Source organism: Baekduia alba, assembly GCF_028416635.1.
In the GTDB taxonomy this organism is placed as follows: domain Bacteria; phylum Actinomycetota; class Thermoleophilia; order Solirubrobacterales; family Solirubrobacteraceae; genus Baekduia; species Baekduia alba.
Map to the genome: position 1 here is coordinate 3,670,974 of NZ_CP114013.1, position 23,736 is coordinate 3,694,709.

The following is a 23,736-nucleotide window of genomic DNA, read 5'->3' on the forward strand; positions in this document are numbered from 1 at the left end:
GACGCTCGACGGGGCGCCGCGGCACGCGGCGCCCCGTCGAACATGGCAGCTACGCGCCGGCGGCCGCCGCGACCTTGGCCTTGATCTCGGCGACGTTGTCCTTGGTGATCAGCGTCGGCTCGACGAGCACCTGCTTCCGCACCGCCTTGCCACTCCCGGCCTCCACGGCCGTGCGGATCGCCTCACCGCCCAGCTCCTCGAACGGGAACAGGGTGGTGGCCTTGATCGGCCCGCCGCTGGTGATGACGCCCACGGCGTCGTCCTGGCCGTCACCGCCGACGACGACCAGCGGCTTGCCGAACGCCTTGACCGCCGGGAGGCCGGCGACGGCGGCGATGTCGGTGCCCGCGAGGATGGCCTTCATGTCGGGATGCGCCGTGAGCATGTTCTCAGTCGCGGTGCGCGCCTTGGCGCGGTCGCACTGCGCCTCCAGCTCGGACACGACCTGCAGCTTGCTGCCGGCGATGCCCGCCCGCTGGCCCTTGTTGATCGACGCCGTCAGCGGGTTCTCCTTGAAGCAGTCGATCAGCCCGACCTTCCCGCCCGCGGGCATGGCCTCCTTCAGCCACTGGCCGCGCAGGAGCCCGGCCTTGTAGCCGTCGTAGCCGACGTAGGCGGTCAGGTCGTCCAGGCCCGGCACGTTCTGGTCGAAGGACACCACCTTGGTGCCCTGCGCCAGCGCCTGGCTCAACGCCGGCGCGACCTGGCCGCCGACGGCGCCCGGGTTGATCGCGATCACGTTGTAGCCCTTGGTGACCGCCGACTCGATCTTCGCGATCAGGTTGGTGGCCTCGCCACGGGCCGAGCCCGCGTCGACGGTGACCTCGGCGTTGGGCAGCCGCTGGGCGGCGGTCAGCGCGCCCTTGCGCTCTCGCACGTACGCGTCGGACTCCAGCGACGGCAGCAACATGTAGACCTTCACCTTCTTGGTCGAGCTCGCCCCTCCGCTCGACCCGTCCTTGGACGTGTCGTCACTGCTGCTTCCGCAGCCGACAGCGACCAGCATGCACGCGACCATCGCCGCGAGCCCGGCACGGACCTTCATGGACACTCTCTCCTCCGTCGTTTCTCGGTGACGAGCGCTGATGCGCGCCCGGTCCTACGCGTACTGCGCGCCGACGATCAGCGACACGATCCGCTCGTGGTTCTCCGGGGTCGGTCGCTCCTCGCCGACGTTGCGCCCGCGCCGCAGCACGACCGCGCGATCGGCCACCTCCATCACGTGCTCCAGGTTGTGCGAGATGAGCACGACCGCGATGCCCCGTTCCGGAAGGCGCTTGACGAGATCCAGCACCTGCCGCGACTCGCGGACCCCGAGTGCGGCGGTGGGCTCGTCCAAGATCAGGACCCGGTCGGCGAACGCCGCGGCGCGCGCGACGGCGATCGCCTGGCGCTGGCCTCCGGACATCACGCCCAGCGGCTGCTCCGGGTCGGGGATCACGACGCGCAGGTCCTCGATGTGCTGCTCCCACTCGCGCGTCATGTCGCCCTCGCGCAGGAAGCCCAGGCGCCCCATCCAGCGCGGGCGCGTGCGCTCGCGACCGACGAAGAAGTTGGCCCGCGCGGCGAGGTTGTCGAACACGGCGAGGTCCTGGTACACGGTCTCGATTCCCAGCGCGCGGCTGTCGGCCGGCGAGCGGAACGTGACCGGCTCGCCGTCGACGAGGATCTCGCCCTCGTCGATGCGGTGCACGCCGGTCATCGCCTTGATCAGCGTCGACTTGCCGGCGCCGTTGTCGCCCAGCAGCGCCACGACCTCACCGGCCCGGACCACCAGGTCGGCGCCCGCCAGCGCCTGCACGGCGCCGAAGCTCTTGCGTGCGCCGCGCACCTCCAGCACCGGCGTGCTGCGCTCGTCGACCCGGCTCATCGCGCTGCCTCCTCGCCCGCGGCGCCGGCGCCGCGTCTGGTCACGCTGCCGCGCACCCGCATGCGCTCTTCCAGCGCGCGGCGCAGGACGTCGAGCTCGAGCGCGACCAGGACGATGCAGCCGATCGCGACGTTCTGCCAGAACGGGTTGACGTCCTGGAGGTCGAGGCCGTTGCGGATGATCCCGAGGATGAGCGCCCCAGCCAGGACGTTGCCGACCGACCCGCGGCCGCCGGCGAGGCTGGCGCCGCCGATGACGACGGCGGTGATCGCGTCGAGCTCCATCAGGTTGCCCGCGTTCGGACTGCCCGCGTTGGTGCGGCCGGCGACGATCACCCCGCCGATCGCCGCGGTCAGGCCGCAGATGACGTAGGCCGACATGACGACGCGGTCGGAGGAGACGCCGAGGCGCTTGGCGGCCTCCGGATTGCCGCCGACGGCGTAGAGCCAGCGGCCCCACTGGGTGCGCGACATGAAGATGTAGGCGATGACTGCCAGGAAGCCGACGACCACGACCGACGCGGGGATCGGCCCGACGAAGCCGTTGCCGATGTCGACGACGGCCGGCGGCATCCCGAGCTTGGTCTCGCCGTTGGTGATGACCAACGCCAGGCCGCGCACGATCCCCAGCGTCGCGACCGTGACGATCAGCGGCTGCACGAGCCGCCCCTTGACGATCAGCAGCGCGTTGAGCGTGCCGACCGCGAGGCCGACGAGCAGCATCGTCAGGATCACGACCAGGCCGCTGCTGCCCCAGGCGGTGGCGGCGACGGTCGCGCCCAGGACGCCGCTGAGCGCGACGGTGGAGCCGACCGAGATGTCGATCCCGCGGACGACGATGACCAGCAGCTGACCGATCGCCAGCGCCGCGATGATCGAGCTCTGCGCGCCGAGGTTCTGGAGGTTGCGCTCGGTCAGGAAGAACGGTGACAACAGCGCCATCGCGACCGTGACGGTCAGCAGGATGAACAGCGGTCCCGCGCGGACGGCGCTGAGCGCCAGGCCCAGCGGCGACCGGCCGGCGAGCACGTTCGGCCGGGGTGCGGGCGCGGGCGCCGGCGGGCCGGAGCGCGCGCCGCGCTCCTGGACGACCTGCTCGGACAGCGGCTCCATGATCAGGCCACCGCCGCCGACGTCGGCTGCCAGGCGCGCAGGGCGTCGAGCTGCTCCTCGACCTTGACGAAGGCCGCCGCGAGGCTGGCGATCAGCGGCTCGTCGTCGACCGCGATGTTCCACGGGATCTCGATGGAGTTGGCGACCTTGTTGTCGCAGTTGGGCAGCTCGGTCCGGGTCGGGTCCGCCCCCGCCCGGCGCAGCGTCTCGGTCCACATCACGCGCGGGCCGTCCCAGTCCGGGCTCAGCCGCGGCGAGCGGTGCAGGCCGTTGGCGACGTAGCCGACCGCGCCGACGCCCTCCGCGGCGAGCGCGGCCAGGTACGCGTCGCGCGAGACGCCGGCGACCTCGGGCTGGAAGTTGAGCGTGACCATGTGGAACGCGCAGACGTCCTCGGCGTCGACCTCGGGCCAGGTCACCGACGCCACGCCGTCCAGCTGGTCGAACAGCCGCCGCGCGTTGCGCGCCCGGGCGGCGTTCTCCTCGTCGAGGAACGGCAGGCGGTCCAGCGCCAGGATCGCGGTGACCAGGTTGGGGCGGTACGTGTACACCAAGGAGTCGATCCAGGGGCGCAGGTCGTCGGGGAAGCCCGGCTCGCTCGCGCGCCCGATCAGCTCCCCGCGGCCCGCGTGCTGGCCGCTGATCGTGGCCTTCCAATACACGTCGGGGTCGCGGGCGAGCAGGTAGCCGCCCTCGGTGGTCGCCAGCGGCTTGACGCCGTTGGTGGAGAAGCCGCTCGCCTCCCCGAACGCGCCGACGCGGACGCCGCGGTGGCGCGCGCCGTGGGCCTGGCTGCCGTCCTCGATCACGGCGAGCCCGTGCTGCTGGGCGAACGCCACGATGCGCGTCATGTCCGCCGGCTGCCCGTAGAGGTGGGGCACGAGGATGGCCGTCGTCCGCGGCGTGAGCGCGGCGGCCAGGGCGTCGGGGTCCAGGAGCCCGGTCTCGGGCAGGACGTCGGCGAACACCGGGACCGCGTTGTTGTGGAGGATGCAGGACACCGATGCGCCCCACGAGTACGGCGAGGTGATGACCTCGTCGCCGCCGGTGATCTCCAAGCCGATCAGCGCCGACTGCAGCGCGCCGTGGCCCGAGCTCGTACAGAGCGCCAGGGGCACGCCGTGGTAGGCGGCGAGCGCCTCCTCCGCCTCGGCGATGACCGGGTGGCCCTTGCTGAGGCCCTGGGTCGGGCCGGCCTCCAGCTCGGCGCGGACGCGCGCGAAGGCCTCCGGCGTGAACGTGGGGTACTTGGGGGTGCGGCGGGTGTGCGCCGGCGTTCCGCCGAGGAGCGCCAACCGACCGTCAGTCGAAGCCATAGGGGGACCATAGACGCTTTCGGTCGACCGGTCAACCAATTTGGTTTCGCGACGCCGCTCACGCGTGTGTATGGTGGTGGTCGACCGGTCTGTCTTTCCCGGAACCCCTTGCCTCACGACCTCCCCGACACGCTCAAGCTCCCGCCGCGCGAGACCGCGGTCGCCGAGATCACCCGCCGCCTGCTCGACTTCCTGTTCTCGGGCGCCATCGCCCCGGGCCAGAAGATCCCGCCGGAGCGCCAGCTCGCGGAGGCCCTCGCCGTCGGCCGCTCGTCGGTGCGCGAGGCCATCAAGTCGCTCAGCCTCCTCGGGCTGCTCGACGTCCGCCAGGGCGACGGCACGTACCTCACGCACTCGGGCTCCGACCTGCTCCCGCAGGTCATCGAGTGGGGCCTGCTGCTCGGCGAGCCGCGCATCCTCGACCTCGTCGAGGCGCGCGCGGAGATCGAGGTGCTGGTCGCGGGCTACGCGGCGCAGCGGGCCGACGCCGAGGGCGTCGCGCGCCTGCGCGCGCAGCTCGACCGCCTCGCGCAGGCCGGCGACGACGTGCAGGCCTACGTCGAGGCCGACGTCGCGCTGCATCTGGAGATCGCGCGGCTGAGCGGCAACGAGATCTTCATGACCTTGGTCAACAGCCTGCGGTCCCTGCTGCACGTGTGGGCCGAGCGCGTGCTCGTCCACGCCGGCGAGACGGCGTCGTCGTTCGCGATGCACGCCCCCATCGTCGACGCGATCGAGGCCGGCGACGCGGACGATGCGCGCGCCGCGATGCGCGCGCACATGGAGCGCGCCGGCCGGCGCCTGAAGGCGGCGCTGGCCGACGGCGGCGCGACCGCTCCGGCGCCTGCGCCCGCGCCCGCCGACATCTAGCCGCTACCAGAGCGTCTGGCCGCCCTCGATGACGAGGTTGTGGCCCGTCATGTAGTCCGACGCGCCGCCGGCGAGGTACACGATGCCGGCCTGGAGGTCGTCGACCTCGCCGAGGCGGCCCAGCGGGATCTGCTCCAGCCACTGCGCGACGAGCGGGGCGAGGTCGGGCGACTGCTCGATCAGCGCGGTCCGGATGATCCCGGGCGACATGCAGTTGACGCGCACGCCGCGGTCGGCCCACTCGGCGGCGAGCGTGCGGGTAAGCTGCACGACCGCGGCCTTGGCGGCGTTGTAGGCCGCCTGCTTCTGCGGGTGCGGGACGATCAGCGACGCCATCGACGCCGTGTTGACGATCTTGCCGTAGCCCTGGGCCAGCATCGGCCGGGCCGCGGCCTGGCAGCCGAGGAAGACCGCGCGGGTGTTGAGCGCGAAGACCTCGTCCCACTCCCGCGGCGACGTGTCCTCGGCGGCCGAGTTGCGGTTGACTCCCGCGTTGTGGACCGCGATCTCCAGGCCGCCGAGCGCGCGCAGCACGGAGTCGACGTAGTCGCGCGCGGCGTCGTCGGCGGTCACGTCGGCGGCGAGGGCGAGCGCGGTGACGCCCTTGGCCTCGAGCTCGGCGACGACGGCCGCGGCGCGGTCGCCGTCGCGGTCGATGACCGCGACGCTCGCGCCCGCCTCGCCGAGGGCGTGGGCGAACGCGCGCCCGATGCCCTGGCCGGCGCCCGTGATCAACGCGCGGCGCCCGTCGAGGCGCAGGCGGTCGAGGATCGGCGTGTCGGGCAGCGTCTCGGTCATGGTGCGGTCGTCCTTCGGTGGGTGGCCGGCGCAAGCGCGTCGACGATCGCCGTCAGGCGACCGCCGAGCAGGGCCGGTGCGTTGAGCAGCACGATCCGCGCGCCGCGGTCGCGCTCGGCGCGGGCCTCGTCCTCGTCGCCGACCAGCGTGCACAGCGCGCAGCCGGGACGGGCCAGGACGGCGCGCGCGACGTCGTCGATCGCGCCCGCGACGTCGGGATGGGACGGATCGCCCGGATGGCCGAGCGAGGCCGACAGGTCGCTGGGCCCGATGAAGATCCCCGAGAGGCCGTCGGCGGCGAGGATCTCGTCGACGTGCGCGAGCGCGGGCGCGTCCTCGATCTGCGCGACGAGCGCGATGCGCGACGCGACCTGCAGATGCTCGGCCGTCGTGCGCAGGCCGTAGCGGCCGGCGCGCGTCGAGAGCGCGAGGCTGCGCCGGCCGTGCGGCGGGTAGCGGGTCAGCGCGGCGGCCCGGGCGACGTCGGCGGCCGAGGTCACGTGCGGCACCACGATGCCGTGCGCGCCGGCGTCCAGCGCGCGCAGGATGTCCGGGCTGCCGCCGTCGCTGACGCGGACCCACGCCTGCATCCCAGCACACTCCGCCGCGCGGCAGTGGTGCTCGAGCTCGGTCATGTCGCTCGGCCCGTGCTCGGTGTCGATCACCACCAGGTCGAAGCCCGCGTGCCCGGCCAGCTCGACCGTCGCGGCGGCCGGCATCTTGAGGATCAGGCCGAGCAGCGGCTTGGTCGCGCTGCCGTTGGTGATGATGTCGGTCACGGCGCGACCTCGGCCGGCGCGTGCGCGAACGCGCGGAGCTTGGCGGTGGCGGCCGCACAGGTCGCCTCGACGACCGGCCCGAGCCACCCCTCGACCGCGTCGCCGGGCGGCGGCGCCGCGGCGGTCGCGAGCAGGCTCGCGCGCAGCGCGCGGCGCAGCTCGGTGTTGACGTTGAGCTTGGCGACGCCGAGGCCGATCGCCGCCCGGACCTCGTCCTCGGGCAGGCCCGAGGCGCCGTGCAGGACCAGCGGCACGTCGACGGCGTCGGCGATCCGCGCGAGGCGCCCGAGGTCGAGCGCGACGGGCGCGGCCGGGATCCCGTGGACGTTGCCGATCGCGACCGCGAGCGCGTCGACGCCGGTCTCCGCGACGAAGCGCGCGGCTGCGGCGGGCTCGGTCAGCGCGCCGGCGCCGGCGCCCGTCGACTCGTCCTCGTCGCCGGCGATGCCGGCCAGCTCACCCTCGACCCAGGCGCCGCGCGCATGGGCGGCCGCCACGACGGCGCGCGTCGTGGCGATGTTGTCGTCGAGCGCCAGCGCGGAGCCGTCGTACATGACCGAGCCGTAGCCGAGGTCCAGGCAGGCCCGGATCTCGTCCACGTCGGTGGCGTGGTCGAGGTGGACGCCCACCGGCGCCGACGTCTCGGCCGCGAGCGCGAGCGCCAGCCGCGCGAGCGGCGCGCGGCCCGCGTAGCGGAACGCGCTCGAGCCGGCCTGGAGCAGCACGGGGACGCGCTCGCGCTCGGCGGCGCGCACCACCCCGATGCCCTGCTCCAGGTTGTAGATGTTGAACCCGATGACGGCCCGGCGCTCCGCGCGGGCCCGCCGCAGGGCGTGACCATCGACGTGCGCGGTCATCCCTCCCCTTTCAATCGATCGATGGTGCGCGCGAGCGCGAGGTCGTCCCCGACGTTGCCCGGGAACACGACGTAGCGCAGCCCCGGCCGCAGGCTGTCGGGCCCTGGGTCCCAGACCGAGACCTGGCCGGCGAAGAGCTGGCCGAGCACGCGGGCGCGGCGAACGCCGAGGCCGCGGACGGCGACGTCGTGGGAGGTGATCCCGCCCTTGGCGACCAGCCACGCGAGGTCGACGCGCTCGGCGACGGCGCGGACGACCGCGACGACGGCGTCGGCGACGCGTTCGGTGCTCGCGAGGCTGGCCTCCCCCGCGTGCGCGTGCAGCGGACGGCGGGTCGTCGCCAGGACGGCATCGCCGGCGTCCAGCGCGGCGGCGAGCCGGACGGCGGTGCGATCGATCAGGATCTCTGCGCGATGGCCGCCGGCGTCGGCGAGCAGCGCGGCGACGTCGAGCTCGACGGTCGCCAGCGCGGGCCGGGCCGCGCGCGCGGCGTCGAGCTGGCGCGTGGTCAGCGCGGTGAACGATCCCGCGACGACGAGGCCGGGGCCGTCGACCGCGCCCACCTCGCCGGCGGTCAGCGGCGGCGCGGCGGCCCGCCCGGCGCGGGCCGAGACGAACGCGGGGCCGGTGCGGCACAGCACGCGCAGGCCGTCGTCCTCGACCTCCTGCACCGCGGCGGCGAGCACGGCGAGGTCCTCGTCGCGGGCGGCGTCGACCACGACGTAGCGCACGCTGCTGGCCAGCGCGCGCAGGCGCCGCGCGACGATGCCGGGGTCGGTCGCCCGCAGCTCGTCCAGCCCGATCGCGCCGACCGTCGCCTCGGCGCCGGCGCGCTCCAGGACCCAGTCGGCCAGGCGCGAGGAGCGGAACGCGAACGCCGGGTCGGCGGCGAACTCGGTCTCGGCGATCGGCGTCAGCGCGCCGCCGCCGTCGCGCAGCAGGTGCAGGCCGTTGACCGTCACGCGGCCGGCGGCGGGGTAGGCCGGGCAGACGACGACGAGGTCGACGGGCGCGCCTTCGCGGTTGAGGCCGTCGGCCAGCGCCTGAGGCTCGGCGGGGAAGTGCCCGCGCAGGGTCGAGTCGCCGCGGCTGATGACGCGGACGGGCACGTCGAGCGCGCGTGCCGCCGCGGCCAGCCGCGCGCCGATGACGCGATTGATCTGCGCGGCGCGGCGCTCGCTGAGCGCGCGCGTGTTGGTGAGGATCGCGAACAGCGGGTCGGCCGCGCCCAGCGCCCAGGCGATCTCGGCCGCGTCCCAGGACGTGATGACCGGGATGTCGCGGACGGTCTGCGTGCCCGTCGGATCGTCGTCGATGACGGCGATCCGCGTGCCCTGCTCGCGCAACCGTGCGGCGAGCGCGCCGTCAGCCACCGAGACGGTTCCAACCACGACCGCGATCCCCCACCGCTTCGTTTCCCTGCTCGATGACGAACACCGTGTCTTCCAGCTTGACGAGGCCCAGCTCCGGGTCGGCGACCTGACTCTCGATCGAGAGGACCATGCCGGCCTCCAACGGGCGCTCGCGGTGCGTGGCCGGGTACGGCGGCGAGCCGGAGTCGGTCAGCCGCGGCGCCTCGTGCGTCAGCAGGCCGGTGCCGTGGGCGAGGAAGCTGAGGTGCGCCGCGTCCGGCAGCCCGGCGATCGTGGTCGCCGCGACGTCGAAGAGGTCGCCTCCACGGCGGCCGGGCGCGACCGCCGCGCGCACGGCCTGCTGCACCGCGTCGACCTGGGCGAGCAGGTCGTCGTGGCGGTGCGTCGGCGCGCCCGCGAGGCCCATGCGCGTGAGGTCCGCGGTGTAGCCGTCGCGGTCGGCGCCGGAGTCCAGCGACAGGACGTCGCCCGGCGCGACCACGCGGTCGCGCGTGGGCGCGCGGCCGAGATGAGGCCCGGCGGCGACCAGCGCGTAGTCGTAGACGAGGCCGCGCCGCGTCTGCTCGAGGCGCAGCCGCTCGGCGGCCTGCGCGGTGGTCGCGCCCGGCGCCAGCGCGGCGAACGTCGCGAGCATCGCGTCGACGACCGCCTCCGAGGCGTCGCGCATGACCGCCAGCTCGCCGGGCGTCTTGACGGCGCGCAGCTCGTCGAGCACGCCGGTCGCGTCGACGAGCGCGACGCCGCGGAGGTCGTCGTCCCAGGCCGTGCGCGCGTCGCTCGGGAGGTAGGGCGGCTCGATGCCGACACGCGCCGCCGCGCCGCGCGGAAGCCGTGCCGCGAGCCGTTGACCGGCCGCGCGGCCGGCCGTCTGCGAGGACCACGACACGAGCGCGACGTCGGGCACCCAGAGCGGGTGGGCGTCGGTGCCCCACGCCTCGTTGCCGGCGCCGACGAAGAACGCGCGGTCCGGCCGACCGCGCACGTAGCCGACCACCGGGAGGTAACGCGACGCGCCGATCGCGTCGAGCCGGTCGTAGAGGAAGAAGCGATAGCCGCCGAGCAGGTACCGGGTCGCGTGCGGCGAGGTCGCGAGCAGGGCGTCGAGCCCGGCGGCTTCCATGAGCGCGTCCAGCCGGCCCGCGTCGAAGGGCGGGCTCACCGCGGCGGTCCGGTCGCTGATCACGTCCACTCGGCGACAGTATCAACAATTGGTCGACCGGTCCACCAACTGCCGTCAGAGGCGGAGCCCGCCTGACACTCCCCGCCCAGGTCGTCTCCGACCTCGGCGTCACGCTCCAGCAGAACCCGCTCGGCCGCGCCGACGACGGCCGGCCGCGCACCGGCGCCTACGACATCTCCGACGGCCAGGCATGGGACGTCGGGCCGCCGTGCGGCGGGCAGATCGAGGTCGACGTCGCGCCCCGGGGCGCCGGCGCCCGGGGCCGCAGGCGCGCTTCGCCGCGCTGGCCGCCGACGGCGCCGCGCGCCGCCCTGGCGTTCCTGCGCGGGCTCGAGCGCGCGGCCTCCCGGTCCCTACGCGGTCAGCTCGACCGACAGCGCCCAGAGGCGCGCGGCGATCTCGCGGTCGATCGCGTGAGCGTCGACGCCGCTGCCCACGGCGCGCGCGGGCTCGACCTCGGCCGTGGGCAGCGCGATGTCGCAGTCCTCGCAGTACACGCCGCCGAGGCCCGCGAGCGCCGGCGCGGTGGCCGCCCAGACCGTGGTCGCGGCGCCCTGCTCGGGCGTCTTGAAGCGCTCCGTCCGGGGCGCGCCGTCGGCGCCGTACCAGCCGTAGCGCTGGCCCTCCTCGGCGTCGATGTGCCGCTGCAGCGGCGTCAGGATGCCGCCCGGGTGGACGGCGAAGGCGCGCACGCCGGCGTCGCGGCCACGGTCGTCGAGCGCGACGGCGAACAGGCTGTTGGCGGTCTTGGCCTGCCCGTAGGCCAACCACTTGTCGTACGGGCGGCGCGTGAACATGACGTCGTCGAACGCGATGCCGGCCGGCGGGTCGTCGGTGCTGAGCCGGCCGGCCAGCGCCGCGAGCTTGTGGCCGTTGGAGGTCAGCGCGATCACGCGCGCGCCGTCGGGCGCCTGGGTCAGCGCCGGCCACAGGAGCGCGGTCAGGGCGAAGTGGCCGAGGTGGTTGGTCGCGAACTGCGACTCCCAGCCGTCCGGCCCCACGCGCGTCTCGGGGTTGGCCATGATCGCGGCGTTGTTGATGAGGATGTCCAGCGGACGGCCGGCGGCGAGGAAGCGCTGGGCGAACGCGCCGACGCTGTCGAGGTCGCCAAGGTCGAGGGCGTCGACCTCGGCCGCGATGCCCGCCGCCGCGAGCGCCTGCGTGGCGTGCGCCGGGCGGCGGGCCGGGACGACGACCTCCGCGCCCGCGCCGGTGAGCGCCCGGACCGTCTCCAGGCCGAGGCCGGACGAGCCGCCGGTGACGACCGCGAGCCGGCCGGTCAGGTCGAGGCCGGCGAGCGCGTCGGCGGCCGTGGTGTGCGCGTCGAACCCGGAGCCGATCGGCCGCTGGGGCGTGAACGAGGCAGAGACCATGGCCGCGACCGTAGGACTTCGAGCGCGCGCGAAGTCAAGCGCGTCTCAGCGGTGCTTGGTCTTCTTGGTGGCCTTCTTGACCGTCAGCACGCGGGTGAAGGGCTTGCCGGCGGCGGCGCCGTCGGCCTGCAGGCGCAGCGTCACGGTCAGCCGCCGCTTCTGGCGCAGCGTCTTGCGCAGGGCGGCGGTGAGCGGGATCGCGACCTACTTGGTCTTGCCCGGCGCGATCGAGTAGCGCGTGCGCACCGCCTTGGCGGCGGCCTTCTTCGCGCCGCCGGGGACGAGGATCAGGTAGCCGCCGCAGTGCTGCGACACGTTCGCCGGGCAGGTGAGCTCGATGTACACGCTGTTGGGGTCGCTGCTCGGCGGGATCGTCCCGACCTTCGGCGTCGCGGTGCCGGACGTGGACCCGGTTCCGGGCGTCGCTCCGGACGAGCCCGAGCCCGGCGCCGAGCAGCCGCCCCCGACGGGCACGGGATGTAGACCGGCGGCGGCAGCGGCGGGGCCGGGGGCGGCAGCGGCGGCGCGGGTGCGCAGCCGGCGTCGTGCGTGGCCGGGTCGGCCGGGTTGCAGTCCTGGGTCTCGTCGCCGTAGTTGTCGTGGTCGGCGTCGGGCTCGACCAGGGCGCTGATCTGGAGGGCGGCGCCGCTGTAGGCGGGCACGGCGCGATCGTCGCAGCCGGCCGAACGGCCACGCGCCAGGTCAGGTCATCCGACCGCGAAGACCTGGCCAGGAGGGCAGGCGATGACGCGGTCGGCGAGCTGCTGCTTGAGCGTCGTGAGCCGATGGTCCTGCTCGGCGTCGCGGGTCTCCGCACGGGCGAGGTCGATGAACTCCTCGGTGACGAAGCCGTCGCGCAGGAGCAGGGTCACGGCCTGCGGGCCGAGGCCGATCCGGAACACGAAGCGCTCGAGGACGCGGCCGCGGTCGGGGCGCGCGAGCGTCGGGTCGAGCCGGAAGCGCTCGCCGGTCACCGCGCGGGTGACGAGCTCGAACGCGTCGCGGGCGCCGGGGCCGCCGAAGGCGGTCGCGATGGTGATCGCGCGGCGCTCGGCGGGCCGGTCGGGCGCGAGCCGCGGCAGCGCGCACGCCAGCGCCTGGAAGCCGATCGCCGCGCCGCCGGGCGAGCCGGGGCCGTGGTAGGCCAGGACGTCGTCGAACGAGAACGCGAGGCGCCGTCCCGCGTCGACGAGCTCGATCGTGCCGCCGGCCATGCCGCGCAGGATCGCACCGAGGGCTAGGCTCGGCTCGTGGCCAGCCCCATCCTGCGCGACACCATCAAGAAGCTGAAGGCCCGCCGTGCCCTGCTGCAGAAGCAGGTCAAGGGGCCGCTCGCGGAGCTGGCGCAGATCGAGGAGGACCTGATCGCGCTCGGCGCGGGAGCGTCATCGCGCGGCGCCGGCGGCAGGCCCCGGGCGCGGCCGCCGCGCGGCGCCAACCAGGCCGCGATCCTGCGCGCGATCCGCAACGGCGCGACCGAGCCCGCCGTGATCGCGGAGAAGACCGGCCTGGCGCCCGCGAGCGTCACCGCCTCGGTGACCAGCTACCTCAACCAGCAGAAGCTCGTCACGCGCGGGCCGAACGGGCTCACGCTCACCAAAGGCGGGCGCGAGAAGCTCGCCGCGCTCGAGGCCGCCAAGCGCGGCTGAGTCGCCTCAGCGTCGCGCCACCGAGACGGCGAGGACCACCGCGGCGACGGCGGCCGCGCCGGCGTTGACCACGATCGCCAGCGTCACGCCGCTGAGCACGTGCGCCGGGGTGACGCCGCCCAGCGCGCCGATCCGGCCCGTCGCGATCGCGGACATGATCGGCGTGCCGAGCGTGATCCCGACCTGCTGCGACATCGACGCCAGGCCGGTCGCCACGCCCTGCTCCTCGTCGGCGACCGCGTGCGTCGCGGTCACCATGAAGGCGACGATCGCCACCAGGTTCGCCACGCCGCCCACGAACGTCGCGGCCAGCACGAGCAGCAGCCACGCGTCCCCGGTCCCGAGCCACACGAGCGACAGCGTCGCGAGCGCCTGGACGCCGAACCCGGCCACCAGCGCACGGCGCGTACCGACCCGCGCGATGACCTTCGGCCCCGCCATCCCGCCGAGCACGGTTCCGGCGCCCAGCACCGCGAAGGACAGGCCGGCCATCAGCGGTGAGAGGCCCAGCACCTTCTGCAGGTACAACGTCAACAGGAAGACGAGCGACGTCTCGGTCGCGAACGCCAGCACGCCCGCGAGGTTGCCGACGGCGACCTCGCGTCGGCCCAGGATCCGCAGCGGCACCAGCGGCTCGGTCGCGCGGCGCTCGACCGCGACGAACACCATCAACAACACGACGCCGGCGACCAGCGCGCCCAGCGTCACGCCGTTGCCCCACGACGTCGCCTCCGCGTGGGTCAACCCGTACACGATGGCCAGCAGCGCGCCGGTGACCGACAGCGCGCCCGGCAGATCCAGCCGGGGCCGCACCGCCGGCCGGCTCTCGCGCAGCACGAGCGGCGCGACGACGAGGGCCACGGCGGCCACGACCACGTTGACGAAGAACGCCCAGCGCCAGCTCAGGACGTCGGTCAACACGCCGCCGAGGATCGCGCCGGTCGTGAACCCGGCGGCCATCAGCGCGCCGTTGAGCCCGAGCGCCCGCTCGCGCAGCGGTCCGGGCGCGAACGACGTCGTCAGCAGCGACAGCGCCGCCGGGGTGACGATCGCGGTGGCCAGGCCCTGCGCGGCGCGCGCGGCCAGCAGCACGGCGGGGGCGTCCGCCAGCCCGCCGACGAGCGATGAGCTGCCGAGCAATCCCATCCCCACCAGGAACATCCGGCGGCGGCCGACCACGTCCGCGACGCGGCCGAACAGGAGCGTGAAGCCGGCGGCGCCGAGCGCGAACGCGGTCGGGATCCACTGGAGCGCGTCGAGCGAGAACCCGACGTCGGCGCCGACCGCCGGCAGCGCGACGTTGAGGATCGAGAAGTCCACGGCGAGCGTGAAGCTCGCGGTCAGCAGGACGGCGAGGACGAGGCGGGCGCGGGCGGCGTCGGAGATCCGGGCGGGCGCGGTGACAACGTGTTCGATGGTCGACATGTCCTCCACCCTGCGTGGCGGCGAGCCGGCCAGCCAGACCCCTGCGCTGCCTGGCACCCGCAGGGTCACCCAGCGCGGTCCGGCGTGTCCGATACTGGAGGGCATGCCCGTCACGAAGCCCGCCCTCGGGGAGTTCCTGCGCAGCCGCCGCGCGCGCCTGACGCCCGAGGCCGCGGGCATCGTCTCCTATGGCGCGCGGCGCGTCCCCGGCCTGCGCCGCGAGGAGCTCGCGCAGCTCGCCGGCGTCAGCGCCACCTACTACACGCGTCTCGAGCAGGGCCAGAGCACGAACGCGAGCCGCTCGGTGATCGAGGCGATCGCGCGGGCGCTGCAGCTCGACGACGACGAGCGCACGCACCTGCTCGACCTCGCGGTGCCGGCCCAGGGCGGGGCGGTCGGTCGCCCTCGCCGCCCGCGCCCCGACGCCGCCGGCCCGAGCACGCTGCACCTCGTCGCCGCGATGCGCGACGTCCCGGCCGTCGTGCTCGGCCGCCGCACCGAGGTGCTGGCCTGGAACCCGCTGGCCCACCGGCTGCTCGCCGGCCACTACGACGGCGCCGCGCCGGAGCGTCCGGCCGACCGCCCCAACCTGACGCGCATGCTGTTCCTCGACCCGCACACGCGCGAGCTCTACCGCGACTGGGAGTCCGAGGCCGCGCGGGCGATCGCGTCGCTGCGCCTCGTCGCCGGCCGGTTCCCCGACGACCGGCCACTGGAGGAGCTCGTCGGCGAGCTCAGCGTCAAGAGCCCCGAGTTCTCGGCGTTGTGGAGCAAGCACCCCGTCGCCAACTGCGTGTCCGGGACCAAGCTCCTGCACCACCCCGAGGTCGGCGACCTCGACCTCGAGTTCCAAGCGCTGCAACTTCCCGACGACTCGGGCCAGCGCCTGCTCACCTACGTCGCCGAGCCCGGCGGCGAGAGCGCCGCGGGCCTGGCCCTTCTGGGCCTCACCGCACCGCGCGTGCTGTCGTGATGAGGAAGATGGGCCGCAGCATCCGGGATGCTCGGCCCCGTCTGACGGTCGTCGACGACCCCAGGCGAACCCCTGGTTCATCGAGGATCGGCGGCGGACGTCAGGCGGCGGCGCGCGCCCGGAGACGGCCGTCGAACTTCCGCATCACGACACTAGAACGGCCGGCGGCGCCGGCCGCCCTTGGCCTGGAACGCACCGGAGAGCTGTGCCTGGGAGAAGGCGCCGGGCGCGTCGCCCTGGGTGGCGAAGCGGTCGAGCGCGACGCGGAAGACGGCCGACAGCGTGGCCTGCAGCAACGCCGCGATCACGACGACGACCACGCCGACCGCGATCAGGACGGCGCCCAGCGCGGCCGTGCTGCCGGTGAGCGCGATGCCGCCCGCGACGAGCGCGGCGCCCGGCAGGATCCCGATCAGGAAGACGGCGCCGCCGATCGTCGCGGAGCCGACGAGGCCCTCGCACCAGCGCTCCCGCACGACGCCGGCGGAGCGCTTGATCGCGTCGACCGGGCCGAGCCCGTCGAGCGCGATGATCGGGATCACGAAGAACGTCGCGACCGACCACGTGGCGTTGGCGAGCCCACCGATGATGTTGCCGTTCCCGCGTGCGCCATCGACGCCAAGACCTGGAGGATCACCGCCGCCACCGGTGCGGCGGCGCCGCCGCACCTCGGGCCGTTGTTCGTGTAGTCGCTCAGCGCGGCAGCGACGCGCCTGCCACCGTGCAGGCGCGTGCCGCGACCGCGCAGGCTTCCTGCGTGGCGGCGAGGAGCGCGGCGGCGTCGGTGAGGTCGGTGCGGTCAAGGCGTCGGGCCTGCCACCAGGACAGGAAGCCGCCGAGGAAGGCGTCGCCGGCGCCGATCGTGTCGACGACGTCGACGCGTGGTGCGGCGACCGGCACCGAGGGTCGTGACGCGTCGCAGGACACCACCAGCGCGCCTTCGCCGCCGAGCGTCACGAGCGCGACGCCCTGACCGGCCAGCAGGTCGCGCGCGGCGGCCTCGACGTCGAGCCCCGCGCGCAGGAACGCCAAGTCCTCCTCGCTGGCCTTCATCAGGTCCGTGCGGGCCAGGACGCGTTCGAGGCGTGCGCGGTAGGTCGCGGCGTCCGCGCCGATCGCGGCGGGCCGGCAGTTCGGGTCGCACGCGACGAGCTGCCCGGACGGCGCCGCCGCGACCAAGGCCTCCAACGTGCTCGCCACCGGCTCGAAGACCAGCCCGAGCGAGCCGACGCAGAGCACGGAGGCACCCGCGACCGCGCCCGCGGCGACGTCGACGCCCATCAGCCCGGGGACCGACGTCCCGGCCGCGTAGAACACGTACCGCGCGACACCGGCGGCGTCGACCTCGGCGATCGCCAGCGTCGTCGGGTCCTCGGTCGCGACCGCCAGCCGCAGATCGACCCCGTCGTCCTGCAGCGCGGCGCGCAGGGCCCGGCCGAAGCGATCCTCCGACAGACGCCCCAGGAACCCGACCTCGCCGCCCAGCCGCGCCACCGCCCGCGCGACGTTGAACGGCCCGCCGCCCAGGTGGGCGGCCAGCACGTCGCCGCCGCCGGGTACGAGGTCGACCAGCGCCTCTCCGACGACGACGATCATGCCGTCCATCATCCCAGGGTCAGCAGCTTGCCTCGTAGAGCGCGGCCTGCGACTCGGGGCTGTCGATGTTGTCCTTGGTGACGGTCACGAAGCCGATCGCGATCTGCTTCGTGTTCGGCTGGCCCTTGAGGGCGGCGACCGCCTGGTCGATGCCCGCCGTGATGATCACGTAGGTCATGCGTCGCGCACGCGCCGGATCAGGTCCAGGACCGCGCGCGTCTGCATGACGCCGAGCGTCGCGGTCGGCTCGTCCATGAACACCACCTTGCTCGCCCACGTGACGGCGCGGGCGACGGCGACGCCCTGGCCTTGGCCGCCGGACATGGTCGCGACGTCCTGGATCGCGACGCCGAGGATGTCGAACGCCTCGCCGCTGCGGCGCTTCATCGCGCCCTTGTCAGGAACCCCAACGTGCCGAAGACGCCCGGGCGCATGATCTCACGCCCCAGGTAGAGGTTGGACGCCCGAGAGCGTCTTGACCGGCCGAACAGGGCATGACAACGTCGTCACCGCGGGCGACGGAAAGCGCCGCGCCGTCGGCCGTCTCGAGCCTCGCGGACCCGTCGAGGGCGACGAGGATCGAGAAGCCCGCCGCGTCGAGCGGCGCCGGCGCGCCGGCGCGCGCCGTCAGCCACCGGGCGGTGAAGAACGGGTCGGCCACGCCGGGCAGCGCGCGGCCGTCGCGCGCGGCGCCGCGGCGCGGGCCGACCAGCGGCGTGGGGTCGAGCCGACCCAGTCCTCGGGGACGTGGTCGCCCGGCGGCGGCGCGGGGCGCCGCGCAGCGCGGCGCTCGCCGGGCCGCCGCGGTAGAACCGCGGGACGCCGTTGGGTGGCAGCAGGACTGGACTCGTCATCTCGGAGGCCGCTCCCCGGATCCGCGGACCACGAGCTCGCACGGGACGACCTGGCGCCGCGGGACCCCCGCGTCGCCGGCCAGGCGGGCGTAGGCCGCCTCGGCGGCGAGCAGGCCCATCTCGGCGGGCGACTGGCGGACGCGGTCACGGGCGTGGCGAGCATGTCGGCCAGCTCGAAGTCGTCGAAGCCGACCAGCGCGGGCGCGTCGGCGTCGGCGAGGCCGCGCAGCGCGCGCACGGCGCCGACGGTGATCCGGTTGTTGGCGGCGAAGAGGGCGGTGGGCCGGCGCGCGGCGGGCAGCGCCAGGACGTCGCGCACGATGGCCTCGGCGCGGTCGGCGTCGTGGGCGCCGGGCAGATGAGGTCAGTGTCGATCGGCAGCCCGGCGGCGCGCAGCGCCTCGGTGGCGCCGGCGACGCGCTCGCGCGCGGTCCAGACGCGGTCGTCGTCGGTGACGACCGCGATCCGGCGGTGGCGCTGGGCGGCGAGGTGGGCACATGGGGCGTCCGACGGATGTCAAGGCGGCCGCCGACTGGCACGGCGTCCGTGCACGGACAGCCGATGGTTCACGAGGCTTCGGACCGACTCGACGGGGCAGACCACGGGCCAGCCCACCGCGTGCGTCATCAGGCGAACGCGCGGGAGGCGCTCCTCCCCTCCCCGGGGGATGAGCGGTGGGTTTCCGGAGCGGGATCGACGGCAATTTCCCCATGTCGGGGGATGGCCAGGGATCGTCCGGTGCCCGACAACAGAAGTGAGTAACCCAATGTCCCAGGCAGGGGCGGGTCTCACAGAGCTCGGTCCAGCGAGTCACGGGTGCGTGGCGTCTCAATCGACGCTGCGCGCTGGCACATCCCTTCAGACCACTCCGTCCATCGGAAGGACCACCCTTGTCTTGTTCCAGCCCGCTCCGCGCGGCGCTGTTGGCGTGCGCGCTGCTGCTCGTCCCGGCCGCGGCCGCGAGCGCCAACACCCTCTACCTGTCCCCGTCTGGCTCGGACTCCGCCGCGTGCACCAGCGCGGCGCCGTGCAAGTCCTTCGGCCGCGCCTACACCGCGGCCGCGCAGGGCGACACCGTCCAGGTCGCCGGCGGCACCTACGGCGACCAGATCCTGTCCTACGACGCCTCCAAGACCTCGGACGCCGACGTGACCTTCAAGCCCGCCGCGGGCGCGGTGCCGAAGGTCGGCTTCATCGACTTCGGCGAGTACTACGCCGATCTCGGCGGTCGGCACATCACGATCCAGGACATGGGCATCGGCGGCTTCACGGCCAACCGGGCCCAGGACCTCACGTTCCGCAACGTGAACATGAGCGGCAACTTCTGGACCAACGGCGCCGACGGCATCTCGATCATCGGCGGCTCGGTCGGCGGCACCAACAACGGCACGCACCCCGACATCCAGGTCTGGAAGTCCGGCTCGACGACCGTGCCCTCCAGCAACATCCTGATCGACGGCGTGCACCTGCACGACGTCCTGGTCGCCACGGCCCAGGACCACGTCGAGTGCCTGCAGGTCTCCGACGTCGACGGCCTGACGATCCGCAACTCGCACTTCGGCCCCAACTGCGACACCTTCGGCCTGCACATCCAGAACACGGAGTGGGGCGTCAAGAACATCACCATCGAGAACTCCACCTTCGACGAGCCGACCAACTCGTGCGGCTGCCTGACGGCCTACCACGGCCTCTCGATCCGCAACGGCGTCAACGTCACGATCCGCAACAACAGCTCGCCCGCCGGCTGGTACATGCCCGACGACGGCGCCGGCGCCAGCAACTTCAAGGTCATCGGCAACGTCCTGGACAAGGACTTCTGCCACTCCTACGCGACCTACTCCCACAACGTCTGGATCGCGGTCGCCTGGCGCGACGCCGGCCCCTGCGGCTCCACCGACCAGTACGTCGGCGACCCCGGCTTCGCCAGCGCCACCGACTACCACCTCAAGAGCTCGTCGCCCGCCGTCAACGGCGGCGACCCGGCCAACTTCCCGGCGCTCGACATGGAGGGCAACGCTCGCCCGGCCGGCGGCGCGCCCGACGCCGGCGCCTACGAGTACGGCGGCACGGCCGGCACGACGCCGACGCCGCCGACGACTCCGCCGGCCACCCCGACCCCTCCCGCCGACACCATCGCGCCGGAGACGACGATCACCGCGCAGCCGGCGTCCTCGACGACGGCCACGACCGCGTCGTTCTCGTTCAGCCCCAGCGAGACGGGCTCGACGTTCCAGTGCAAGCTCGACGGCGCCGCCTGGGCGACCTGCACCTCGCCCAAGGCCTACAGCTCGCTCGCGACCGGCTCGCACACGTTCAGCGTGCGCGCCACCGACGCCGCGGGCAACGTCGACGCGTCGCCGGCCGCCGCGACGTGGACGGTCACCGCCGCCACGACCCCGCCGGCCACGCCGCCCAGCACGCCCACCACGGGCACCGGCCTCGTCGCCGCGTACAACTTCAACGAGGCCTCCGGGACGACGGTGAAGGACGTCAGCGGCCACGGCCTCGACGGCGTCCGCAGCGGCGCGACGTCGACCACCGCCGGCAAGTTCGGCCGCGCGCTGAGCTTCGACGGCGCCGGCGACTGGGTCACGGTCGCCGACGACGACGCGCTGGACCTGACCAACACCATGACGTTGGAGGCCTGGGTCGCCCCGACGACGCTGTCGGGCTGGCGCACGATCATCGCCAAGGACCAGACCAGCGCCGTGAACTACGGCCTGTACGCCGCGACCGCGGCCGGCAAGGCCGACGGCGACCTGTTCATCGGCGAGGAGATCACCTCCGCCTCGACGTCGGCGCTGAAGACCGGCACCTGGTCGCACGTCGCGACCACCTACGACGGCAAGTCGCTGATCCTGTACGTCGACGGCGTCGCCGTGGCCACCAAGGCCGTCACCGGCTCGGTCACCACCAGCAACGGCGCGCTGCACATCGGCGGCAACTCGATCTGGGGTGAGTGGTTCACCGGCAAGATCGACGAGGTCCGCGTCTACAACAAGGCGCTGACCGCCGCGCAGGTCAAGACGGACATGAACGCCGCGCTCTAGGGCGCAGCACGTTCCTGGTGTCCGACCGCGGCCCGTCCCTCCTGGCGAGGGGCGGGCCGCTGTTGCTTTCCCAAGCGTCGGCGGAGAGAGTGCGCCATGGCGATCGACCCGCAGGCGCCGCCCCGCCCCTGGCACGCGCTGCCGACCGATCTCGGCGCGCTCGTCTGCGCCGCGATCCCGGCGATCGCCGACGAGCTGGTCGACGTCCTGGGCCCCGCGATCCCGGTCTACCGCACCCTCGACGGGCCGTTCGGGCGCGACGTCGTGCGCGCCGTGGCCGACGCCCTGCACGACTTCTCCAGCGTCATCGAGCACCGGCCGCCGAGCGTCGGCGCCGACCGCGCGCTGTACGTCGCGGTGGGCGAGCGCTGGTTCCGCTCCGGCCACAGCCTCGACGAGCTCCAGGCCGGCTACCACCTCGGCGCGCGCGTGGTGTGGAGGCGGATCGCGGCGGTCGCGACCGACGCCGAGGCGGAGGCCGCGACGGTCGCCGTCCTGGCCGACGCGCTGTTCGCCTACCTCGACGAGATCGCGGCCGTCACCGTCGAGGGCTTCGTCGCCGCGCAGGCCGCGGCGGCCGGCGAGAAGGAGCGCCGGCGCGCGCGGCTGCTGGCGGCGCTCGTCGCCGACCCCGCGCCGGACCGCGCGACGCTGGACCGCGCCGCGCAGGATGCCGGCTGGCCGCTGCCGCGCGCGCTGGCCGTCGTCGCGCTGGGCCCGGACGCCGGCGCCGGCGTCAGGGGCCTGCGGCTGCCGCCCGACGTCCTGGCCGGCGCGATCGACGGCGCCGCCTGCCTCGTCCTCCCCGACCCCGACGGCCCGGGCCGCCGCCGGCCGCTGGAGCGCGCGCTCGCCACCGTGCCCGCCGCGCTGGGCCCGACCGTCGCGGTCGAGCACGCGGCGCGCAGCTGGTCGCGCGCCCGCAGCCTGCATCGCCTCCTGGACGAGGCGGCGCTCGGCCTGCACGCCGCCGACGACCACCTGCTCGAGCTGCTGCTGGCCGAGGACCCGTCGCTGGTCGACGACCTCGCGCGGCTGCGCCTCGCGCCGCTGGTGGCCCTCCCGCCGCGCTCGCGCGAGCGCTTGGAGCAGACGCTGCTGGCCTACCTGCGCCAACGCGGCAACGGCCCGAGGATGGCCGCCGACCTGCAGATCCATCCCCAGACCGTCCGCTACCGCCTCGCCCGCCTACGCGAGCTGCTCGGCGCGGCGTTGGACGACCCCGAGGTCCGCTTCGAGCTCGAGGTCGTCCTGCGCGCCATGGCCCCGCGAAGATCGCCGCCAGGCGATGCTTCGCCGGCTGAATCGCCCTCTGGGCGGTTTCAGCCGATGACCGACCGGACCAGCGGCTCGTAGCCGGACTTGTGGCCCGTGCGGTTCGGGTGGTAGCTGTCGCCGATCGGGTTGGAGAGGCCGTTGAGCCACTCGGTCGACGAGCACACCGCGTGGCCCGTGAACGCCGGGATCGGATCCTTGAACGTGAACCCGTAGGCCGCCGCCCGCGCCGCGATGACGTTCTTCATCATGTCGGCCGTCGCGTTGAGCTTGGTCATCTCGTCGGTCGAGAAGAACGTGCCCGCGTTGCAGTCCACGCCCATGAAGAGGCGCGGGTAGCCGAGGACGACGACCGTCGCGTTCGGCGCCCGCGTCCTGATCTGCGAGTACACCGCGTTCAGCGCGCCCGGCAGCGAGTTGTTGATGTAGTTCTGCGCGTTGGTGATGTTGCTGTTGCAGCTCACCAGCGGATACGCGCACTGCGTGATGACGCTCGAGAAGCCGGCGTCGTTGCCGCCGATCGTGATCGTCACGATGTTGGTGGACGCGCTGAGCGCCGAGACCTGGTTGTTGATGACGTCGGTCGTCTTCGCGCCGGAGCACGCGACGAAGTTCAGCGTGGTGTTGGGCCGATCGGCCTTGATCAGCGCCGGGTAGGCGTACGGGCCGCGCTGGCAGCCCGAGTTCAGCGAGTAGTCCCGCGTCCCCGTCCCCGACGAGTAGCTGTCGCCGAGGGCGACGTAGTTGTCTGCCAGCGCCGATGCCGTGACCCCACCGCCCAGCGCGCAGACGCACACCACGGCTCCGATGAGCCGTCGAACCTTGGACTGCACCCTCTCCTCCTCCTGTGGACCCCAGTACCGCGGCCGAGCCTAAGCCGCGGCACCGCGCACGGTCTTGGCCCGCGCGGCGCCAATCAGGAGCGAGAAGTTGTCACCGCCGCCACAAGGGCGGCGGCTCAGCGGCTGGGAACGTCCTCCAGCTCGACGTCGAGACGCGGCACGTCGCCCCACAGCTGCTCGAGGCGGTAGAACTCGCGCACCTCGGGGACGAAGACGTGGACGACGATGTCGAAGTAGTCCATGAGGATCCAGCGGGCCTCGCCGGTGCCCTCGACGCGGCGCGGGAGCTGGCCGTGGTCCTTCTTCAGGCCCTCGTGGATCGCGTCGTGGATCGCCTTGGTCTGGCGGTCGGTGTTGCCGGAGCAGACGACGAAGAAGTCCGTGTAGCTCGACACGCCGCGCAGGTCGAGCACGGTGAGGTCGATGGCCTTCTTGTCGGCCGCGTACGAGGCGGCGAGCTGCGCGAGGCGCTCCGGGGTCATCTCTTCTGGGGTCTGCTGGTCGGGGTGCTGCACGGTCTGGCTGGGCAAGACGACGCTTCCTC

Annotated in this window: 24 protein-coding genes and 1 pseudogene; 5 read left to right on the forward strand and 20 right to left on the reverse strand. The window is 74.0% G+C overall.

Annotation, left to right across the window (positions count from 1 at the left end):
* Positions 1-49: 49 nt before the first annotated feature.
* Genes DSM104299_RS18485 through DSM104299_RS18500 form a run of 4 tightly spaced genes read right to left on the reverse strand, consistent with a single transcriptional unit; the run spans position 50 to position 4,298 of the window.
* Entirely contained in the window at positions 50-1,045 is a 996-nt protein-coding gene (locus tag DSM104299_RS18485) for a sugar ABC transporter substrate-binding protein (protein WP_272473116.1), read from the reverse strand.
* 54 nt (positions 1,046-1,099) lie between these two features.
* On the reverse strand, positions 1,100-1,870 hold the full coding sequence (locus DSM104299_RS18490; RefSeq protein WP_272473117.1) for an ATP-binding cassette domain-containing protein: 771 nt from the start codon (positions 1,868-1,870) through the stop codon (positions 1,100-1,102).
* A complete protein-coding gene (locus DSM104299_RS18495) occupies positions 1,867-2,982 on the reverse strand; it encodes an ABC transporter permease (protein WP_272473118.1) in 1,116 nt (371 codons plus the stop codon). Before DSM104299_RS18495 ends, DSM104299_RS18490 begins: the two co-directional genes overlap by 4 nt.
* A gap of 2 nt (positions 2,983-2,984) precedes the next feature.
* Positions 2,985-4,298, reverse strand: a complete 1,314-nt coding sequence (locus DSM104299_RS18500; protein WP_272473119.1) for a DegT/DnrJ/EryC1/StrS family aminotransferase — start codon at positions 4,296-4,298, stop codon at positions 2,985-2,987.
* Between the two features lie 108 nt (positions 4,299-4,406).
* On the opposite strand from DSM104299_RS18500, the gene DSM104299_RS18505 reads away from it, so the two are divergent.
* On the forward strand, positions 4,407-5,168 hold the full coding sequence (locus tag DSM104299_RS18505) for a FadR/GntR family transcriptional regulator (RefSeq protein ID WP_272473120.1): 762 nt from the start codon (positions 4,407-4,409) through the stop codon (positions 5,166-5,168).
* A 3-nt stretch (positions 5,169-5,171) separates the two neighbouring features.
* On the opposite strand, the gene DSM104299_RS18510 is transcribed toward DSM104299_RS18505, so the two are convergent.
* The 8 genes from DSM104299_RS18510 to DSM104299_RS18545 form a co-directional block, all read right to left on the reverse strand.
* Positions 5,172-5,966: an SDR family NAD(P)-dependent oxidoreductase gene (locus tag DSM104299_RS18510; RefSeq protein WP_272473121.1), complete on the reverse strand. Its 795-nt coding sequence runs from the start codon at positions 5,964-5,966 to the stop codon at positions 5,172-5,174.
* Positions 5,963-6,745: an HpcH/HpaI aldolase family protein gene (locus tag DSM104299_RS18515; RefSeq protein WP_272473122.1), complete on the reverse strand. Its 783-nt coding sequence runs from the start codon at positions 6,743-6,745 to the stop codon at positions 5,963-5,965. Before DSM104299_RS18515 ends, DSM104299_RS18510 begins: the two co-directional genes overlap by 4 nt.
* The gene (locus DSM104299_RS18520; protein ID WP_272473123.1) at positions 6,742-7,602 is read right to left on the reverse strand and encodes a class II fructose-bisphosphate aldolase; all 861 of its coding nucleotides are present in this window, start codon (positions 7,600-7,602) and stop codon (positions 6,742-6,744) included. The genes DSM104299_RS18515 and DSM104299_RS18520 overlap by 4 nt, the downstream gene beginning before the upstream one ends.
* Positions 7,599-8,975 carry a four-carbon acid sugar kinase family protein gene (locus tag DSM104299_RS18525; protein WP_272473124.1) on the reverse strand — a complete coding sequence of 459 codons (1,377 nt, stop codon included), beginning with the start codon at positions 8,973-8,975 and terminating at the stop codon, positions 7,599-7,601. The genes DSM104299_RS18520 and DSM104299_RS18525 overlap by 4 nt, the downstream gene beginning before the upstream one ends.
* A complete protein-coding gene (locus DSM104299_RS18530; protein WP_272473125.1) occupies positions 8,968-10,164 on the reverse strand; it encodes a M24 family metallopeptidase in 1,197 nt (398 codons plus the stop codon). The genes DSM104299_RS18525 and DSM104299_RS18530 overlap by 8 nt, the downstream gene beginning before the upstream one ends.
* A gap of 344 nt (positions 10,165-10,508) precedes the next feature.
* Positions 10,509-11,528 carry an oxidoreductase gene (locus DSM104299_RS18535; RefSeq protein ID WP_272473126.1) on the reverse strand — a complete coding sequence of 340 codons (1,020 nt, stop codon included), beginning with the start codon at positions 11,526-11,528 and terminating at the stop codon, positions 10,509-10,511.
* Between the two features lie 204 nt (positions 11,529-11,732).
* Positions 11,733-12,002, reverse strand: coding sequence for a hypothetical protein (locus DSM104299_RS18540; protein WP_272473127.1), 270 nt, complete (start codon positions 12,000-12,002; stop codon positions 11,733-11,735).
* A 233-nt stretch (positions 12,003-12,235) separates the two neighbouring features.
* Positions 12,236-12,742 carry a hypothetical protein gene (locus tag DSM104299_RS18545; RefSeq protein WP_272473128.1) on the reverse strand — a complete coding sequence of 169 codons (507 nt, stop codon included), beginning with the start codon at positions 12,740-12,742 and terminating at the stop codon, positions 12,236-12,238.
* A 36-nt stretch (positions 12,743-12,778) separates the two neighbouring features.
* On the opposite strand from DSM104299_RS18545, the gene DSM104299_RS18550 reads away from it, so the two are divergent.
* Positions 12,779-13,177 carry a helix-turn-helix domain-containing protein gene (locus tag DSM104299_RS18550; RefSeq protein WP_272473129.1) on the forward strand — a complete coding sequence of 133 codons (399 nt, stop codon included), beginning with the start codon at positions 12,779-12,781 and terminating at the stop codon, positions 13,175-13,177.
* 6 nt (positions 13,178-13,183) lie between these two features.
* Here DSM104299_RS18550 and DSM104299_RS18555 read toward each other — a convergent pair whose 3' ends face one another.
* Positions 13,184-14,602, reverse strand: coding sequence for an MFS transporter (locus DSM104299_RS18555; protein ID WP_272473130.1), 1,419 nt, complete (start codon positions 14,600-14,602; stop codon positions 13,184-13,186).
* Positions 14,603-14,705: 103 nt separating this feature from the next.
* Here DSM104299_RS18555 and DSM104299_RS18560 point away from each other — a divergent pair, with 103 nt between their 5' ends.
* Positions 14,706-15,575, forward strand: coding sequence for a helix-turn-helix transcriptional regulator (locus tag DSM104299_RS18560; protein ID WP_272473131.1), 870 nt, complete (start codon positions 14,706-14,708; stop codon positions 15,573-15,575).
* A 152-nt stretch (positions 15,576-15,727) separates the two neighbouring features.
* On the opposite strand, the gene DSM104299_RS18565 is transcribed toward DSM104299_RS18560, so the two are convergent.
* The 5 genes and pseudogenes from DSM104299_RS18565 to DSM104299_RS18585 all read right to left on the reverse strand — a co-directional run bounded on the left by DSM104299_RS18565 (position 15,728) and on the right by DSM104299_RS18585 (position 18,344).
* Complete coding sequence (locus DSM104299_RS18565; protein WP_272473132.1) at positions 15,728-16,243, reverse strand: DUF6159 family protein; 516 nt, start codon at positions 16,241-16,243, stop codon at positions 15,728-15,730.
* 25 nt (positions 16,244-16,268) lie between these two features.
* Positions 16,269-17,171 (reverse strand): carbohydrate kinase family protein, encoded by a 903-nt coding sequence (locus DSM104299_RS18570; protein WP_272473133.1) that lies wholly within the window; start codon positions 17,169-17,171, stop codon positions 16,269-16,271.
* 19 nt (positions 17,172-17,190) lie between these two features.
* Positions 17,191-17,349, reverse strand: coding sequence for a hypothetical protein (locus tag DSM104299_RS18575; protein WP_272473134.1), 159 nt, complete (start codon positions 17,347-17,349; stop codon positions 17,191-17,193).
* 2 nt (positions 17,350-17,351) lie between these two features.
* Positions 17,352-17,635 (reverse strand): annotated as a pseudogene (locus tag DSM104299_RS18580) (ATP-binding cassette domain-containing protein); the annotation flags it as partial.
* A 163-nt stretch (positions 17,636-17,798) separates the two neighbouring features.
* A complete protein-coding gene (locus tag DSM104299_RS18585) occupies positions 17,799-18,344 on the reverse strand; it encodes a type 1 periplasmic-binding domain-containing protein (protein ID WP_272473136.1) in 546 nt (181 codons plus the stop codon).
* A 571-nt stretch (positions 18,345-18,915) separates the two neighbouring features.
* Between DSM104299_RS18585 and DSM104299_RS18590 the strand changes: the two genes are divergently transcribed.
* Both DSM104299_RS18590 and DSM104299_RS18595 read left to right on the forward strand, forming a co-directional pair.
* Positions 18,916-21,075 (forward strand): LamG-like jellyroll fold domain-containing protein, encoded by a 2,160-nt coding sequence (locus DSM104299_RS18590; RefSeq protein WP_272473137.1) that lies wholly within the window; start codon positions 18,916-18,918, stop codon positions 21,073-21,075.
* A 96-nt stretch (positions 21,076-21,171) separates the two neighbouring features.
* Positions 21,172-22,431 (forward strand): PucR family transcriptional regulator, encoded by a 1,260-nt coding sequence (locus DSM104299_RS18595; RefSeq protein WP_272473138.1) that lies wholly within the window; start codon positions 21,172-21,174, stop codon positions 22,429-22,431.
* Here the strand turns inward: DSM104299_RS18595 and DSM104299_RS18600 are convergent.
* Positions 22,398-23,183 (reverse strand): SGNH/GDSL hydrolase family protein, encoded by a 786-nt coding sequence (locus DSM104299_RS18600; protein WP_272473139.1) that lies wholly within the window; start codon positions 23,181-23,183, stop codon positions 22,398-22,400. The genes DSM104299_RS18595 and DSM104299_RS18600 overlap by 34 nt on opposite strands.
* 125 nt (positions 23,184-23,308) lie before the next feature.
* Positions 23,309-23,722, reverse strand: a complete 414-nt coding sequence (gene rsfS, locus DSM104299_RS18605) for a ribosome silencing factor (RefSeq protein WP_272473140.1) — start codon at positions 23,720-23,722, stop codon at positions 23,309-23,311.
* Positions 23,723-23,736 lie beyond the last annotated feature (14 nt).